The sequence below is a fragment of the Candidatus Rokuibacteriota bacterium genome (assembly GCA_016188005.1).
GTDB lineage: Bacteria > Methylomirabilota > Methylomirabilia > Rokubacteriales > CSP1-6 > UBA12499.
In genome coordinates this window covers 11,482-27,511 of sequence record JACPIQ010000068.1, presented here as the reverse complement: position 1 = coordinate 27,511, position 16,030 = coordinate 11,482, and the positions used below count along the sequence as shown (strand labels likewise).

Genomic DNA, 16,030 nt, shown 5'->3' with positions numbered 1-16,030 from the left:
GAGGGGAGGCGAAGCGCTCTTAGTGCCCGTCACCAGATGGCGCCGGCCCGGGAACCCACCGGGTTATCCACGGGCGGCCCACAGTTTCTGTGGACAACTGGCGCCGGACGCCGCGCCCGTGGCCGTGTGCTATCCTACCCCGCGTATGTCCCTTTCGAATCTGCTGGACCTCCTGCCCTCCGAGATGGAATCGCTCGTGGAGTCCCTTGGCGCCCCGCGCTACCGCGGCCGTCAGCTCGCCGGCTGGATCTTCGGCAAGGGCGTCACCGATCTCGGGGCCATGTCAGACCTCCCCGGGGAGCTGAGGCAGGCGCTCGCGGCGCGTTGCGCCATCGCGCTGCCCGACGTGGAGCGGATCACCCCCTCCCAGGACGGCAGCAGCAAGCTCGTCCTGCGGTTGGCGGACGGGGCGAGGGTCCAGTCAGTGCTCATGCCCGACGACGACCGGCTCACGCTTTGCCTTTCCACCCAGGTGGGCTGCGGCTTCGGCTGCGCGTTCTGCCTCACCGGCACCATGGGGCTTGCCCGCAACCTGACGGCCGGCGAGGTCGTGGGCCAGCTGCTGACCGCCAGGAAGACGCTGCCCTCCGGGACGCGGATCACACATGTGGTCTACATGGGCATGGGCGAGCCGCTGGCCAGCTATGCGGCGACGGTGAAGTCGCTGAGGATCCTCACCGATCCCCACGGCTTCGGCCTCTCCCCCCGGCGGATCACGGTCTCCACGGTGGGGCTGGCCCCGGGCATCGAGAAGCTGGCGCGGGAGAACCTCCGCGTCAATCTGGCGATCTCCCTGCACGCCACGACGAGCGAGGTCCGCAGCCGGCTCATGCCCGTGAACCGGGCCTTCGACCTCGCGGCCCTCCTGAACGCCTGCCGGCGCTTCCCGCTGCCCCTGCGCCAGCGCATGACCTTCGAGTACGTGCTGCTGGACGGCGTGAACGACAGCGCCGAGGATGCCCGGCGGCTGGTGCGGCTGCTCCGCGGGATGCGGGCCAAGGTGAACCTGATCCCGTTCAACGACTGGGAGGGCGCGCCGTTCCAGCGCCCCGCGGTGCCCAGGATTCTCGCCTTCCAGGCCGTGCTGCTGGAGCACGGGATCACCGCCACGCTGCGTTGGAGCAAGGGCGAGGACGTTGGCGCGGCCTGCGGCCAGCTCAAGGAGGCCGTGGCGGCCGGGTGCGGCCGGGCGGCGGCCGAGGTGTCGGTGTCGTGACCAGCGAGCCCGTCACGGTGAGCGTGGCCACGCTCGGCTGCCGGCTGAACCAGGTCGAGTCCCAGGAGATGCTGGCAGTCCTGGAGAGTCGGGGCTTCCGCGCGGTGGCGGGGCAGGAGCCAGCCCGGGTGTACGTGGTGAACACCTGCACCGTGACGGGCCGGGCGGACTTCTCCGATCGGCAGCTCATCAGGCGCATCGCGCGCGAGCGGCCTGGCGCCCTCGTGGTGGTCACGGGCTGCTACGCCCAGACCGATCCGCGGGCCGTCGCGCGTATCCCCGGCGTGGACCTCGTTGTCGGCAACCAGGAGAAGTACCGGCTCCCCGAGCTGCTGGCGCCGCTCCTCTCGCGGGGGGGGGGGTCCCGGGCCGAGGGCAGGCAGCCGGCAGAGATCGAGGTGGCGCCCATCGCGGCGGCCCACGCGGTGCCGGTGGCGCCCTTCGCACGGGTGGCCGGCCGCTCGCGCGCCTCCGTGAAGGTCCAGGACGGCTGCCAGTACCGCTGCGCCTTCTGCATCGTGCCGACCGCGCGGGGTGGCAGCCGGAGCCAGGACCCGAAGGTGGTGCTCGAGCAGGTGCGCGCGCTCGTGGAGGCCGGGTACCGCGAGATCACGCTCACGGGGGTGGACCTGGGACACTACGGCCGGGACCTCCTGCCGCGCACGACGCTGGCCGCCCTGGTGACGCAGCTCGATGCCGTTCCGCGGCTCCGATGGCTCCGGCTCTCGTCGATCCTGCCCGCCTACTTCACCCCGGAGCTTATCGAGGCGATCGTGGGCTCGCGCGTCGTCACGCCTCACCTGCACCTGCCGCTCCAGAGCGGCAGCGACCGTGTGCTGCGTCTCATGCGCCGCCCGTTCAACACGCGCATGTACCGGGCGCTGGTGGAGCGGCTGGCGCGGGACATCCCGGGTCTCGGCCTCGGCGCCGACATGATCGTGGGGCATCCGGGAGAGGGCGACCTGGACTTTGCCGAGACGCTGAGCCTCGTCGGGGAGCTGCCCTTCTCCTACCTGCACGTCTTTTCCTACTCGGACCGAAAGGGCACGGAGTCCGCCCGGCTCCGCGACCACGTGCCGGCTCCAGCGATCCGGGCGCGGAGCGCGGCGCTCCGGCGGCTGGGGAGGGGAAAGGCGCTCGCCTTCAGGCGGAGGATGCTGGGACGGACCCATGAGGCGCTCGTCCTCGAGACCCGCGACCGGGCCACCGGTCTCCTCTCCGGGCTGACGGCCAATTACGTCGAGGTGCTCTTCGACGGCCCCGACACTCTCGCCCGCCGCTTCGTGCCAGTGACCATCACCGACTGCCGGCCCGAGGGGACCTTCGGCCGCCTGGAGGAGCCGACCGCATGACAGCGAGCAAGCAGCCCGGGCGGAGGCCCGCAAGACGCGATCGAGACGCCGAGCGCGTGGGCGTCATCGGAGGCAGTGGCCTCTACGCCATGGAGGGCCTCACCGAGGTGCGGTGGGTGCGGGTCAAGACCCCCTTCGGCGATCCGTCGGATGCCTACTGTGTCGGCCGGCTGGGAGACCGCGAGGTGATCTTCCTGCCGCGCCACGGCCGCGGGCACCGGCTCACGCCCTCGGAGCTGAACTACCGGGCGAACATCCACGGGCTCAAGCAGCTGGGCGCCCGCTGGGTGATCTCCATCAGCGCCGTGGGGAGCATGAAGGAGGAGATCCGGCCGCTGGATCTCGTGCTCCCTGACCAGTTCTACGACCACACGAAGCGCCGGGCGTCGTCCTTCTTCGGCGACGGCATCGTGGCCCACGTGGGGCTCGCGCATCCCGTGTGCTCGGACCTGGCCGATCTCCTGGAAGCCGCCGGGCGCGAGACAGGAGCCACGGTGCACCGCGGGGGGACCTACATCTGCATCGAGGGGCCGCAGTTCTCCACCAAGGGGGAGTCGGAGATCTACCGGAGCTGGGGTGTCTCCGTGATCGGCATGACCAACATGCCGGAGGCCAAGCTCGCCCGCGAGGCGGAGCTCTGCTACGCCACCCTCGCGCTGGCCACCGACTACGACGTCTGGCACGAGGAGCACGAGGTGGTGTCGGTGGAGGCCGTGGTGGCCAACCTGCTCAAGAACGTCGCCACCGCCAGGGAGGTGCTGCGCCGGGTCATCCCGCGCATCGGCAAGCCCTGCGGCGGCGGCTGCCGGCAGGCGCTCAAGGATGCCGTGATCACGAACCCCGCGGCCTTCTCGCCGCGCGCCCGGAGGCGGCTCGACCTCCTGCTCGGGCACTACTTCCCGAAGGAGAAGTCCCGTGGCTGAACTGGTGGTGGTGGGCTCGGTGGCTCTGGACAGCGTCAAGACCCCTTTTGGCCAGGTGGCCGAGGCCCTGGGAGGGTCGGCCACTTACTTCTCCTACGCCGCGAGCTTCTTCACCGGGGTGCACGTCGTGGCGGCCGTCGGACAGGACTTCCCGAAGGCGCACCTGGCCCTGCTGGAAGGGCGGGGCGTGGACATCGGCGCGGTGCAGGTGAAGGAGGGCAAGAAGACATTCCGCTGGACCGGGGAGTACGGCTTCGACCTCAACGACGCCAGGACCCTGGACACCCAGCTCAACGTGCTCGCCGAGTTCACGCCGGTGCTCTCCCCGGTGATGCGCAAGGCGCCGTTCCTCTTCCTCGCCAACATCGATCCCGAGCTGCAGCTCGACGTGCTCCGCCAGATGCAGCAGCCGCGGCTCGTGGCGCTGGATACGATGAACTTCTGGATCGAGGGCAAGCGCGAGGCCCTGTGCCGCGTGCTCTCCCGCGTGGACGTGCTCCTCATCAACGACGCCGAGGCGCGGATGCTGGCACGCGAGCCCAACCTCATCAAGGCCGCGCGCGCCATCGTGGACCTGGGGCCCCGGGTGATCGTGATCAAGCGCGGCGAGTACGGCGCCCTCATGGTCGCCGAAGGCCGCTTCTTCTTCGCTCCGGCCTACCCGCTGGAGTCGGTCTTCGATCCGACCGGCGCAGGCGACACCTTCGCCGGCGGCTTCATGGGCTATCTCGCCCAGCGCGGCCTCACGGATGGGACCTCCCTCCGGCGCGCCATGGTGCACGGCGCGGTCATGGCCTCCTTCACGGTGGAGGACTTCTCGCTGGAGCGGCTCAAGCGGCTCGACGCGGCCGAGATCGAGGGGCGCTACAGGGTCTTCCAGGAGATGGTGCACTTCGACCGATGACGACGGCAGCCCCGCTGGCGGAGAAGTACGAGCGGCTCCTGGGCATTCTCCGAGCCCTGGACCACCTCATCGTGGCCTTCTCGGGCGGCGTGGACTCCACCTTTCTGGGCTGGGCGGCGAAAGAAGCGGTGGGTGAGCGGGCGCTGCTGGTCACAGCCGACTCGGAGACCTACCCCTCCTCCGAGCTGGCCGAGGCCCGGCGGCTCGCCGCTCTCATCGGCCTGCCGCACACCGTGGTGCAGACGCGCGAGCTCGACAATCCCGACTACGCGCGGAACGCGCCCGACCGGTGCTTCTTCTGCAAGGACACGCTCTTCACACGCCTCGAGGCCATCGGGCGCGAGCACGGGGGACTGCCCATCGTCTACGGCGCCCTCATGGACGATCTCGGCGACCACCGTCCCGGCATGGAGGCGGCGAGAGAGAAGGGCGTGCGGGCGCCGCTCATCGAGGCCGAGCTGTGGAAGGAGGAGGTGCGGGTCCTCTCGCGCGAGGCCGGGCTCCCAACCTGGGACAAGCCGTCCTTCGCGTGCCTGTCGTCCCGCTTCCAGTACGGCGACCCGATCACCGCGGAGAAGCTCCGCAGGGTGGACGAGGCCGAGGCCTTCCTCCGGGCGCTCGGCTTCAGCCAGTTCCGGGTGCGCCACCACGACCGGCTGGCCCGGATCGAGCTGCCGCTCCCGGAGATGGAGCGGTTGTGGCAGGCGGGGCTGCGCGAGGGCATCGTCGCCCGCTTCCGCGCGCTGGGCTACGCCTACGTCACGCTGGACCTCGAGGGCTTCCGCAGCGGCAGCGCCAACGAGATGCTCCGCGGGATCGGGAAGCGGCCCGGGCCCTCCTAGATGGCGCCGGCGGAATGCCCCGTTTCTCTCGCCCACGGTCAACATGCCGCCAGGCATGTTGAACATGGATGAAGCTGGCGTACTTCGACTGCCCGAGCGGGGCGTCGGGGGACATGATCCTGGGCGCCCTCGTGGACGCCGGGCTGTCCTTCGAGGCGCTTCGCGACGGACTGGCGGGGCTCGACCTCGGCGGCTACTCCCTCGAGCGGCGCGACGTGATGAAAGGCGCCTTCCGGGCGACGAAGGTGGACGTCCATGTCCACGACCACGGCCACGGCCCCGACGACGGGCCCGGTCACGCCCACGAGCGCCCCCACGGCTCCTACGTCCACCCGCACCGCAGCCTGGCCGTCATCCTCGGCATCCTGGAACGCAGCGCGCTGCCGGGACCCGTCCGGGACCACGCCGCGCGGATCTTCACGCGGCTGGCCGAGGCCGAGGGGCGCGTGCATGGGGTGAGCGTGGACGAGGTGCACTTCCACGACGTGGGGGCGGTGGACGCGATCGTGGACGTGACCGGGGCCTGCCTGGGCCTCCACCTGCTGGGAATCGAGGTGCTGCACTGCTCGGCCCTGCCGCTGGGCGGCGGCATGGCGGGCGGGCCGCATGGCCAGGTCCCGGTGCCCGCGCCTGGGACCGCCGAGCTGCTTCGCGGCTTCCCGGTGGTGGACACCGGGGTCAAGCGGGAGCTGGTGACCCCCACGGGGGCGGCGATCCTCACGACGCTGGCCGCGGGGGCCGGGGCCATGCCCGCCATGACCGTCTCCGCCGTGGGCTACGGCGCGGGCAGCATGGACCTCGACACGCCGAACGTGATCCGGCTCTTCGTGGGGGAAGGGGCCGCGCCGCCCGACCCGATGGGGGTCGCGACGGAGACGGTGTTCCAGGTCGAGACCACGGTGGACGACATGTCCCCCCAGCTCTGGGAGCCCCTGATGGAGCGGCTCTTCACCGCGGGGGCGCTGGATGTGTACCTCACCCCCGTCCTGATGAAGAAGAGCCGCCCCGGCGTGGTCCTCACGGCCCTCTGCGAGCAGGGCGACGTCGGGGCGGTCGCGCGGGCGCTCTTTCAGGAGTCCACCACCATCGGCGTTCGCTGGGCGGCCTGGCAGCGCCAGCGGCTCCCGCGCGAGCTGGTGAGGCTGGAGACGTCGTACGGCGCACTGGCCTTCAAGGTCTCGCGCCTGGGCGACCGGGTGGTCACGGTGACGCCCGAGTTCGACGAGGTGCGGCAGATTGCCCGGGACAGAGGCCTGCCCGTGCGCGAGGTGCTCGACGCGGCCCGGGCCGAGGGGCGCCGGCTCTTGACATCCGGCCCAGGCACGGCATAGGGTGAGGGGCGCTTTTCCCAAGCCACTGAACCGTCGGCCCAGCGAGGAGGTCCCCGCGGTGAAAACGAAAGTCACCATGACGATCAACGGCGTGAGCTATTCCCACGAGGTCGAGCCGCGGATGCTCCTGGTGCACTTCATCCGGGAGCTGGCGGGGCTCACGGGCACGCATGTGGGCTGCGACACCAGCCAGTGCGGGGCCTGCACGATCCACCTGAACGGCGCGGCGGTGAAGTCCTGCACGCTGCTGGCCGTGCAGGCCGACGGGGCCACCATCACCACCATCGAGGGGCTGGCCAGGGATGGGCAGCTCCACCCCATCCAGGAAGGCTTCTGGGAGAAGCACGGACTGCAATGCGGCTTCTGCACGCCAGGCATGATCATGTCGGCCGCCCAGCTGCTCCAGCGCTACCCGAATCCCTCCGAGGCCGAGATCCGCCACCAGCTGGAGGGCAACCTCTGCCGCTGCACGGGCTACCACAACATCGTCAAGGCCATCCAGTACGCCGCCGAGAAGATGGCGAAGCGGTAGGAGGGATCTCCACCATGGCCACCGCGAGACTGATGGGCTCGAGCATCAAGCGCCGGGAGGACCCCCGCTTCATCACCGGCAAGGGCAACTACACGGACGACCTGAAGCTGCCGGGCATGACTTACGCCGCCTTCGTCCGGAGCCCGCATGCCCATGCGCGCATCCGGCGGATCGACACAAGCGCGGCGAAGGCTCACCCGGGCGTCGTGGACGTGTTCACGGGACAGGACCTGACCGGCGTGGGCTCGCTGCCCTGCGGGTGGCTGCTCATGAAGGCCGGCGTGGACAAGCTCAAGCAGGCCGGGCTCCCGCTCGACTTGAAAGAAGACATCAAGGTCGTTCCGCACATGCCCCTGGTCTCGGACGTGGCCCGCCACGTCGGCGATCCGGTAGCGGTCGTCATCGCCGACAGCCAGGTCGCCGCCCAGGACGCGGCGGAGAAGGTGGTGGTGGACTGGGAGCCGCTGCCCTCCGTCACGAGCACCGAGAAGGCCACCGCCCCGGGCGCGCCGCAGCCCTACAAGGAGGCCCCGAACAACATCTGCTTCGAGTGGCAGATCGGCGATGCGGCTGCCACGGAGGCCGCCTTCAAGTCGGCCCCGGTGGTGGTGAAGAAGCGCATCGTGAACCAGCGGCTCGTGGCGAATGCCATGGAGCCGCGCGCCAGCGTCGCCCGCTATGACGCCGCCACCGACGAGCTCACGATCTGGATCACGTCCCAGAACCCGCATGTCCACCGGCTGCTCATGACGGCCTTCGTCCTGGGCCTTCCCGAGCACAAGGTGCGTGTCATCGCGCCCGACGTGGGCGGCGGCTTCGGGTCGAAGATCTTCGTCTACAACGAGGAGATCGTCCTGGCGTGGGCGGCCCGGCGGGTGCAGCGGCCCATCCGGTGGACCTCCACGCGGCGCGAGGCCTACCTGACGGACGCCCAGGGGCGCGATCACGTCACCGCCGCCGAGCTGGCGCTGTCGCGGGAGGGCAAGATCCTGGGGCTGCGCGTCAGGACCACGGCCAATCTCGGCGCCTACCTCTCGACCTTCGCCCCGGCCGTGCCGACCTATCTGTACGGGACGCTCCTCAACGGCGTCTACGAGATGGGTGCCATCCACTGCGCGGTCACGGGTGTCTACACCAACAGCGTCGTCGTGGACGCCTACCGGGGCGCCGGACGGCCGGAGGCATCCTACCTGCTGGAGCGCATGATCGAGGCCGGGGCCGCCGCGCTCAAGATGGACACCGCGGAGATCCGGCGCCGGAACTTCATCCCGAAGTTCGCCAACGGCTACCAGACCAAGGTCGTGGTGAACTACGACAGCGGCAACTACGGCCCCACCTTCGACAAGCTGCTGGCGGCGCTGGACTACGAGAAGTTTCGCGCGGAGCAAGCGGCGGCGCGGAAGCAGGGGCGGCTCATCGGCGTCGGCTTCTCGACCTACATCGAGGCGTGCAGTATCGCGCCCTCGAAGGTGGTCGGGATGCTGGGTGCGGGCGCCGGCCTGTACGAGTCGGGCGTCGTGCGCGTGCACCCGACGGGGAAGGTCTCGGTGTTCACGGGCTCGCACTCCCACGGGCAGGGGCACGAGACGACCTTCGCCCAGCTGGTGGCCGACCAGCTCGGCATCCCCATGGACGACGTGGAGGTGGTCCATGGGGATACCGGGAAGGTGCCCTTCGGGATGGGCACCTACGGCAGCCGCTCGGCCGCGGTAGGCGGCACCGCCCTCCTGATGTCGCTCAACAAGATCAAAGAGAAGGGCAAGAAGATCGCGGCGCATCTCCTCGAGGCCTCCCCCGGCGACATCGAGTACGCCGGCGGGCAGTTCTCCGTGCGCGGCGCGCCCGGCAAGGCGGTGCCCTTCGGCGCGGTGGCGCTGACAGCCTACGTGCCCCACAACTATCCGGACGGCCTCGAGCCCGGGCTCGAGGAGACGAGCTTCTACGACCCGGCGAACTTCTGCTTCCCCTTCGGGGCGCATGCCTGTGTGGTCGAGGTGGACCCGGACACCGGCCACGTCAAGATTCTCCGCTACCTGGCGGTGGACGATGTTGGAAACGTGATCAACCCGATGATCGTGGACGGCATGGTCCACGGCGGCATCGCCCAGGGGGTCGGCCAGGCGCTCTGGGAGGGTGCGGTGTACGACGACCAGTCGGGCCAGCTCCTCACCGGGAGCATGCTGGACTATGCGATGCCCAAGGCCGACATGCTGCCGCTCTACGAGACCGACCGCACCGAGACCCCGACGCCGGTGAACCCGCTGGGCATCAAGGGTGCGGGGGAGACCGGTACCATCGCGTCCACGCCCGCCGTCGTCAATGCGGTGGTGGACGCGCTGTCGGGGCTCGGCGTGGATCACTTCGAGGCCATGCCACTCACGCCCGAGCGCGTCTGGAAGACCGTTCAGGCCGCCAGGTCCCGGAAGTAAGGGGGAGGAGCGCATGTATCCAGCCCAGTTCGACTACCACACGCCCGGTACGCTGAAGGAAGCCCTCGATCTCCTCGGCAAGTACAAGGAGGAGGCCAAGCTCCTGGCTGGGGGTCACAGCCTCCTGCCGGCCATGAAGTTCAGGCTGGCGCGGCCGGCGCACCTCGTGGATCTGCGAAAGGTCCCGGGGCTCGCCGGGATCAAGGAGGAGGGCGGCACGCTGGTGATCGGTGCCATGACCACCCACTGGGCCGTCGAATCCTCTCCGGTGGTCAAGGGCAGGTGCCCCGTCCTGGCCCAGACTGCGGCCCAGATCGGCGACCCCATGGTGCGCAACCTCGGGACCATCGGCGGGAGCCTCTCTCACGCCGACCCGGCGGCCGACTATCCGGCGACGATCATCGCGCTCAGCGCCGAGATGGTCCTCGAGGGTGCCAGGGGCCGGCGGACGGTCAAGGCCGACGACTTCTTCAAGGGGCTCATGACGACGGCGGTGGGGCCCGACGAGATCCTGAGCGAGGTCCGGGTCCCCGTCTGCGGCCCGGGCGTGGGCTGCGCGTACCTGAAGTTCCCGCACCCGGCCTCGCGCTTCGCCGTGGTGGGCGTGGCCGCCGTGCTCACGCTCGACGGCGGCAAGGTCGGCAAGGCCGGCATCGGCATCACCGGTGCCGGCACCCGGGCCGTGCGCGCCAGGGGCGTGGAGGCCGCGCTCCAGGGGAAGACGCTCGACACGGCGACGATCCAGGCGGCCGCCGAGCGAGCGCCGGAGGGGGTGGATGTGCAGGCCGACCTCCAGGGCTCGGTGGAGTACAAGCAGCACCTGCTCAGGGTCTTCGCGAAGCGGGCCATCGAGGCCGCGGCCAGGAAGTAGCCGCGCGGGGGTGACGGGTCCCCGCCGATGCTCCGACCCATGGCTTCTGGCCTCTCGAGAAGCGGCTGAGTGAGCTGGAGGCCCCGGGTGTTCCGGGCGACGGTCTGCGCCGTCGCTCTCCTGGCGTGGGTCCCGGTCGGCGCCGTCTCGTCCCAGGAAACGATCAAGGTCGGCGGCACCGGGGGAGCCGTGCGCTCGATCGAGATCCTCGCGGAGGCCTTCCAGAAAACCCCCGATCACAGCCGGGTCGAGATCCTCACCCGGCTGGGTAGCCGTGGCGCCAAGACGGCGCTGCTGGCGGCGGTTCTTGACATCGCGGTGAGCGCCCAGGCGGTCACGCCCGCGGAGTCCGAGCAGGGGCTCAGCGGCGTGGAGCTGGGCAGGACGCCGTTCGTCTTCGCGACCTCCAGCACGAACCCTGTCCCCGGGTTCACGCTCCCGGAGCTGGTGAACATCTACGCCGGCCGGACCCTGAACTGGCCCGACGGGAGCCGGCTGCGACTGATCCTGCGCCCTCCAGGCGACTCCGACAGCGACAGCCTCAAGAGGATGTCCCGCGAGATGGAGCGGGCGGTCACCGCCGCCCATGGCCGTCCCGGGCTGAAGATGGCGGCCACGGACCAGGACAGCGCCGAGGCCATCGAGGCGATCCCCGGAGCGCTCGGCACCTTGACGCTGGCCCTGATCCTCTCCGAGCGGCGCCCGCTCAAGGCGCTCTCGATCAACGGCGTCCCGCCCAGCCAGAGGGCCATCGCCGACGGTTCCTACCCGTACGTCAAGACCTTCTACCTGGTGACGCCCCGGACGCCCTCACCGCGCGCGCGGCGTTTCCTGGAGTTCGCGGGGTCGGCGCCCGGCCGCGAGATCCTTTCCCGCCTGGGGTACTGGGTCCGGTGACGGATCCGGCCCAGGAGAATCGCCCATGCCCGGGTCCGACGCCACCGTAGTCCGGGTCGGCGGCCGGATCGCGGCCGTGCTCGCCGTCGTCATCGCGCTCGGGCTGCCGGGCACCTACCTCGCGCTCTCGTATCAGTACCAGGCCGGGTTGGTCCAGACCGATGCCGAGATCAACGCGACGATCCTCAGTGAGCTCATCGTGGAAAGCCCCGACACATGGCAGTACCAGCTCGTGAGGATCGAGGACGCGATCTCGCATCGCAGGGTCCCGGGCGACCCGGTGCGACGGCGAGTCGTCGGGCCCGGCAACCGGTTGATCCTGGAGACGGCGATCCCGGCGCCCAGGCCGGTCATGGTCCGGAGCGCCAACTTGCGGGACGCCGGGGTCGTCGTCGGCCGCACCGAGAGTGTCCGGTCCCTGCGTCCTCTCCTCATCGGCGCGGGGGCGGTGGGGATCCTCGGCCTCGTGGTGAGCGGGGGAGTGTTCTTCTTCCTGCGGACCCTGCCACTGCGGGCGCTGGAGCTCAGCGAGGCGCGCTTCCGCTCCGTGACGCAGTCGGCCGGCGACGGCATCATCCTGGCCGACGCGGCGGGGCGCATCCTGTCCTGGAACGGCGGGGCGCGCGCGATCTTCGGCTGGACCGAGCACGACGTGCTCGGCACGCCGGTCGTCCGCCTGATCGCGGAGGCGTCCCGGGAGCCGTTCACCGCCCGTCTGCTCGAGGGCGCGGGCGGCGCGGGGACGTCGGCGGCGTGGCAGTCCACGGTGGAGCTGGAAGGCCTCCGGCAGGACGGGACGGAGGTCCCGGTGGAGCTGGCCGTGTCGACGTGGAAGCACCGGGGCGAGACCGCTTACACCCTGATCCTCCGGGACATCAGCGAGCGCCGGCGCGCCGAGGCCGCGCGGGCGGGGCTCGAGGCGCAGCTCCGTCAGGCGCAGAAGATGGAGGCGGTCGGGCGGCTGGCCGGCGGAGTGGCTCACGACTTCAACAACCTGCTGACGGTCATCACCGGGCGCAGCGAGCTGCTGGCGGCAAGGCCCTCGCTCGACGACGGCGCGCGGCGCAACGTGGAGCTCATTCGGCAGACGGCGGAGCGGGCCGCCAGCCTCACCCAGCAGCTGCTGGCCTTCAGCCGGAAGCAGGTTCTCACGCCGATGGTGCTGGACCTCAACGCGACCATCGAGAGCACGGGGCGGCTGCTGCGCCGGCTGATCGGAGAGCAGATCGAAATCCGCTACTCTCTGGACCCGGGGCTCGGCCGGGTCAAGGCCGACTCAGCCCAGATCGGGCAGGTGATCATGAACCTGGCCGTGAACGCCGGCGACGCCATGCCCGGCGGTGGGACCCTCACCATCGAGACCGCGAATGCCCAGATCGACGCGGCGTTCCTCGACCGCCACCCGGAGGCCCGGATCGGCCCGTACGTCAGGCTCGCGGTGGCCGATACGGGGCACGGGATGGACCGCGACACCCAGGCCCGTATCTTCGAGCCCTTCTTCACGACGAAGGAGGTGGGCCGGGGGACCGGGCTGGGGCTCGCGACAGTGTACGGTGTCGTCAAGCAGAGCGAGGGGTTCATCTGGGTCGAGAGCGAGCCCGGCCGGGGCACGAGGTTCGAGATCTTCCTGCCGCGGGTGGAGGAGGTCGTCCAGCCGAAGACGCCGGTTCCCGCCGAGGCGCAGCGCACGTCGGGCGCCGAGACCATCCTCCTGGTCGAGGACGAGGAGCCCTTGCTCGATCTCGGCCGGGAGATCCTGCGGGCGGCTGGGTACGCCGTGCTCGCCGCCCGGGACGGGGCGCAGGCGCTCGAGATCAGCGAGGCGCATGCCGGGCCCATCGACCTGCTGTTGACGGATGTGGTCATGCCCAGGATGAGCGGGCGGGCGCTGGCGGAGCAGCTGACGCGGCTTCGCCCGGGGATGAGAGTGCTCTACATGTCCGGCTACACCCACGACACGCCTGGCCTGCAGGGGGTCCTCGAGCCCGGCACGGCCTTGCTCCAGAAACCGTTCTCCCCGCCCGGCCTGGCGGCGAAGGTGCGTGAGGTCCTGGACACCGAGCCGTGATCGCCGGAATCGTCCTCGCCGCGGGGCTGTCGCGCCGCATGGGGCAGGCGAAGCTCTTTCTGGACTGGGGCGGCAGGCCACTGATCCGAAGAACTGTCGAGCGCGTTGCGTCGTCCGGGCTCGACGATATCCTCGTGGTGGTGGGGCCCGCGCCCTCCGACATCGAGGCCGCGCTCGAGGGCCTCGGGGCCCGGCTCGTGGTGAACGCTCATCCCGAGGCCGGCCAGGCCGGTTCCATCGAGGCCGGCATTCGCGCGCTCGTCCCTGGAACGGCGGCGGCCCTGGTCGCGCTGGGCGACCAGCCGACGGTCCCGGGCGAAGTGATTCCCGCGCTGCTCCGGGCATTCAGGGAGAGCGGCCGGCCCGTCGCGGCTCCCCGCTACCGGGGCGCCCGGGGCAACCCCGTGCTCTTCTCGGCCGCGCTCTTCTCCGAGCTCCTGGCACTGGGCGGCGACCAGGGAGGCCGCTGCGTGGTGGACCGGGATCCGGCGAGGGTGACGCTGGTGGATTTCGACCTGCCCATGCCCGAGGATCTCGACACGCCCGGGGACTACGAGAGGCTCAGGCCGAGCGCGCCGCCGGTGTAAGATGGAAACGCCATGAGGGCGGAGATCAAACGGATCGAGGAGCTGATGGAAGGCGCCGACTACGTCACCGACGCGGCCATCGCCACGTCGGTGCACCTGGCCATGACGCTCAGGAAGCCGCTCCTGATCGAGGGGCACGCGGGGGTGGGCAAGACCGAGGTCGCCAAGGTCATGGCCCGCATGCTCGCCACGCGGCTCATTCGCCTGCAGTGCTACGAGGGGCTCGACGCGAACCAGGCGCTGTACGAGTGGAATTACCCCAAGCAGCTTCTGCACATCAAGCTCGAGGAGAGCACGACGCACTCCCTCAAGGACAAGGAGGCGGCGATCTTCTCCGAGCCCTTCCTGATCCGGCGCCCGCTCTTGCAGGCGATCACGCAGAACGGCCAGGCTCCGGTGCTGCTCATCGACGAGATCGATCGGGGCGACGAGGAGCTGGAAGCCTTCCTCCTCGAGGTCCTCTCCGACTTCCAGGTGACGATCCCGGAGCTGGGCACGATCAAGGCCACGCACCCCCCCTACGTGATCCTGACCTCGAACCGGAACCGTGAGCTGTCGGATGCCCTCCGGCGGCGCTGCCTGTATCTCTGGGTGGACTTCCCCGGCTTCGACAAGGAGGTCCGCATCGTCACGCGCAAGGTGCCCGGCGTCAACGAGCGCCTGGCCCGCGAGATCTCGCGCTTCATGGAGACGCTCCGCACGGTCAGGCTCGCCAAGCTCCCGGGCGTGGCGGAGACGCTGGACTGGGCGCAGGCGCTCTCATCGCTGCACGCCGACCACCTGGACGAGGACCTGGTGGCAGAGACCCTCGGCTGCGTGCTCAAGGACCCGGAGGACATCAGGCGCGTGAAGCGCGAGCTGGACACCGCCGGCCTCAAGCGCTTCCTGCCCGTCGAGGGGTAGTCCGTCCCGTGCAAGCTCCGCGGGACCTGATGACGGCCACCCTCGCCTTCGGCCGGATGCTGCGCGGCGCGGGGCTCCAGGTCACTGTGTCCGAGCTGATGGATGCGGTCCGGGCGCTGGAGATCGTGAACGTGCTCGACCGCGGCGAGGTGCGCCTGGCCCTCAGGACGGTGCTGGTGGCCCGCCGCGAGGAGCTGCCAGCCTTCGACCGCTGCTTCGATGCCTTCTGGACCTTCCGCGCCGCGGAGGGGCAGGGGCTCGAGGGGCTGGTCAGTGCGGCGCCAGCCTCCGGTTCGCCGCGGGAGGAGGACCCCGTCCCCGGCTCTGCCGAGAGCGGGGGACGTCAGGAGATTGCGCTCGGGCTGGAGGGGTGGGAGGAAGAGGGGGCGGAGGACGGCGAGCCTCTCGAGGTTCCCGGGACGAGCCCGCAGGAGGTGCTGATGGAGCGGGACTTCTCCTCCTTTCCCTCGGACCAGCTCGACGAGGTGGCGCGCGTGACGGTGCTGATCGCCAGGCGGCTGGCACGGCGGATGAGCCGGCGGCGGCGCCCGGTGAAGCGCGGAGGCGTGGTGGACCTGCGCCGGAGCATCCGCGCCAACGTGATGAAGGGGGAGCTGGTCGAGCTGAGGCGGCGGGAGCGTCGGCGCCGGAAGGTGCGGCTCGTCCTCCTCTGCGACGTCTCTGGCTCCATGGACCTCTACAGCCGCTTCCTGCTCCAGTTCCTCTACGCGCTCCAGAACGTCTTCGGGCGTGTCGAGACCTTCACCTTCGCCACGCGGCTCACGCGCGTCACCGAGCACCTCCGGGGCCTGTCCTACAAGGGGGCGCTCCGCCAGCTCACCGAGGTGCGCGACTGGTCCGGAGGCACTCGAATCGGTGACAGCCTGCGCGAGTTCAACTCCGGCTGGGGGCACCTGCTCAGCCGGCAGAGCATCGTCATCCTGCTCTCCGATGGCTGGGACACGGGAGAGCCGGAGGCGCTGGCGGGCGAGATGCTGGCCCTCAAGCGGAAGGCAGGGCGACTGATCTGGCTGAACCCCTTGCTGGGCAACCCCTCCTACGAGCCGCTGACGCGCGGCATGGCCGCGGCGCTGCCCCTCGTGGACCACTTCGCCGCGGCCCACAACCTCGCGAGCCTGCGTGACCTCGCGGGGCATCTCACGCTGAGGTGAGCC

General features: G+C 70.5%; 14 protein-coding genes. All 14 read left to right on the top strand.

The genetic code is table 11. The annotated features are described in order from the left end of the window. Positions 1–145 precede the first annotated feature (145 nt). The 14 genes from rlmN (at position 146) to HYV93_13155 (ending at position 16,027) form a co-directional block, all read left to right on the top strand. On the top strand, positions 146–1,216 hold the full coding sequence (rlmN, locus tag HYV93_13220; GenBank protein MBI2526930.1) for a 23S rRNA (adenine(2503)-C(2))-methyltransferase RlmN: 1,071 nt from the start codon (positions 146–148) through the stop codon (positions 1,214–1,216). Continuing rightward, positions 1,213–2,568, top strand: coding sequence for a tRNA (N(6)-L-threonylcarbamoyladenosine(37)-C(2))-methylthiotransferase MtaB (gene mtaB / locus HYV93_13215; GenBank protein MBI2526929.1), 1,356 nt, complete (start codon positions 1,213–1,215; stop codon positions 2,566–2,568). The genes rlmN and mtaB overlap by 4 nt, the downstream gene beginning before the upstream one ends. Then, complete coding sequence (mtnP, locus tag HYV93_13210) at positions 2,565–3,491, top strand: S-methyl-5'-thioadenosine phosphorylase (GenBank protein MBI2526928.1); 927 nt, start codon at positions 2,565–2,567, stop codon at positions 3,489–3,491. The genes mtaB and mtnP overlap by 4 nt, the downstream gene beginning before the upstream one ends. Before the next feature lies 1 nt (position 3,492). Beyond that, positions 3,493–4,395, top strand: coding sequence for a sugar kinase (locus HYV93_13205; GenBank protein MBI2526927.1), 903 nt, complete (start codon positions 3,493–3,495; stop codon positions 4,393–4,395). Next, the gene (larE, locus tag HYV93_13200; protein ID MBI2526926.1) at positions 4,392–5,237 is read left to right on the top strand and encodes an ATP-dependent sacrificial sulfur transferase LarE; all 846 of its coding nucleotides are present in this window, start codon (positions 4,392–4,394) and stop codon (positions 5,235–5,237) included. Before HYV93_13205 ends, larE begins: the two co-directional genes overlap by 4 nt. A 68-nt stretch (positions 5,238–5,305) precedes the next feature. Continuing rightward, positions 5,306–6,568, top strand: a complete 1,263-nt coding sequence (gene larC, locus HYV93_13195; protein MBI2526925.1) for a nickel pincer cofactor biosynthesis protein LarC — start codon at positions 5,306–5,308, stop codon at positions 6,566–6,568. A 76-nt stretch (positions 6,569–6,644) separates the two neighbouring features. Next, positions 6,645–7,100 (top strand): (2Fe-2S)-binding protein, encoded by a 456-nt coding sequence (locus HYV93_13190; GenBank protein ID MBI2526924.1) that lies wholly within the window; start codon positions 6,645–6,647, stop codon positions 7,098–7,100. 14 nt (positions 7,101–7,114) lie between these two features. Next, entirely contained in the window at positions 7,115–9,529 is a 2,415-nt protein-coding gene (locus HYV93_13185) for a molybdopterin-dependent oxidoreductase (GenBank protein MBI2526923.1), read from the top strand. A 13-nt stretch (positions 9,530–9,542) separates the two neighbouring features. Beyond that, a complete protein-coding gene (locus tag HYV93_13180; protein MBI2526922.1) occupies positions 9,543–10,400 on the top strand; it encodes a xanthine dehydrogenase family protein subunit M in 858 nt (285 codons plus the stop codon). A 69-nt stretch (positions 10,401–10,469) separates the two neighbouring features. Further along, on the top strand, positions 10,470–11,297 hold the full coding sequence (locus HYV93_13175; GenBank protein MBI2526921.1) for a substrate-binding domain-containing protein: 828 nt from the start codon (positions 10,470–10,472) through the stop codon (positions 11,295–11,297). Positions 11,298–11,322: 25 nt separating this feature from the next. Continuing rightward, on the top strand, positions 11,323–13,365 hold the full coding sequence (locus tag HYV93_13170) for a PAS domain S-box protein (protein MBI2526920.1): 2,043 nt from the start codon (positions 11,323–11,325) through the stop codon (positions 13,363–13,365). Next, on the top strand, positions 13,362–13,952 hold the full coding sequence (locus HYV93_13165; GenBank protein MBI2526919.1) for a nucleotidyltransferase family protein: 591 nt from the start codon (positions 13,362–13,364) through the stop codon (positions 13,950–13,952). The genes HYV93_13170 and HYV93_13165 overlap by 4 nt, the downstream gene beginning before the upstream one ends. Before the next feature lie 12 nt (positions 13,953–13,964). Next, a complete protein-coding gene (locus tag HYV93_13160) occupies positions 13,965–14,855 on the top strand; it encodes a MoxR family ATPase (protein MBI2526918.1) in 891 nt (296 codons plus the stop codon). A 29-nt stretch (positions 14,856–14,884) separates the two neighbouring features. Further along, entirely contained in the window at positions 14,885–16,027 is a 1,143-nt protein-coding gene (locus HYV93_13155) for a VWA domain-containing protein (protein MBI2526917.1), read from the top strand. Positions 16,028–16,030 lie beyond the last annotated feature (3 nt).

What these genes read in the sequence shown, in the direction of transcription:
- HYV93_13190 (MBI2526924.1), top strand. Translation starts at nt 6,645, where the DNA reads ATGACGATCAACGGCGTGAGCTATTCCCACGAGGTCGAGCCGCGGATG.
- mtnP (MBI2526928.1), top strand. Translation starts at nt 2,565, where the DNA reads ATGACAGCGAGCAAGCAGCCCGGGCGGAGGCCCGCAAGACGCGATCGA.
- HYV93_13155 (MBI2526917.1), top strand. Translation starts at nt 14,885, where the DNA reads ATGACGGCCACCCTCGCCTTCGGCCGGATGCTGCGCGGCGCGGGGCTC.
- HYV93_13160 (MBI2526918.1), top strand. Translation starts at nt 13,965, where the DNA reads ATGAGGGCGGAGATCAAACGGATCGAGGAGCTGATGGAAGGCGCCGAC.
- HYV93_13170 (MBI2526920.1), top strand. Translation starts at nt 11,323, where the DNA reads ATGCCCGGGTCCGACGCCACCGTAGTCCGGGTCGGCGGCCGGATCGCG.
- larE (MBI2526926.1), top strand. Translation starts at nt 4,392, where the DNA reads ATGACGACGGCAGCCCCGCTGGCGGAGAAGTACGAGCGGCTCCTGGGC.
- larC (MBI2526925.1), top strand. Translation starts at nt 5,306, where the DNA reads ATGAAGCTGGCGTACTTCGACTGCCCGAGCGGGGCGTCGGGGGACATG.
- rlmN (MBI2526930.1), top strand. Translation starts at nt 146, where the DNA reads ATGTCCCTTTCGAATCTGCTGGACCTCCTGCCCTCCGAGATGGAATCG.
- HYV93_13185 (MBI2526923.1), top strand. Translation starts at nt 7,115, where the DNA reads ATGGCCACCGCGAGACTGATGGGCTCGAGCATCAAGCGCCGGGAGGAC.
- HYV93_13180 (MBI2526922.1), top strand. Translation starts at nt 9,543, where the DNA reads ATGTATCCAGCCCAGTTCGACTACCACACGCCCGGTACGCTGAAGGAA.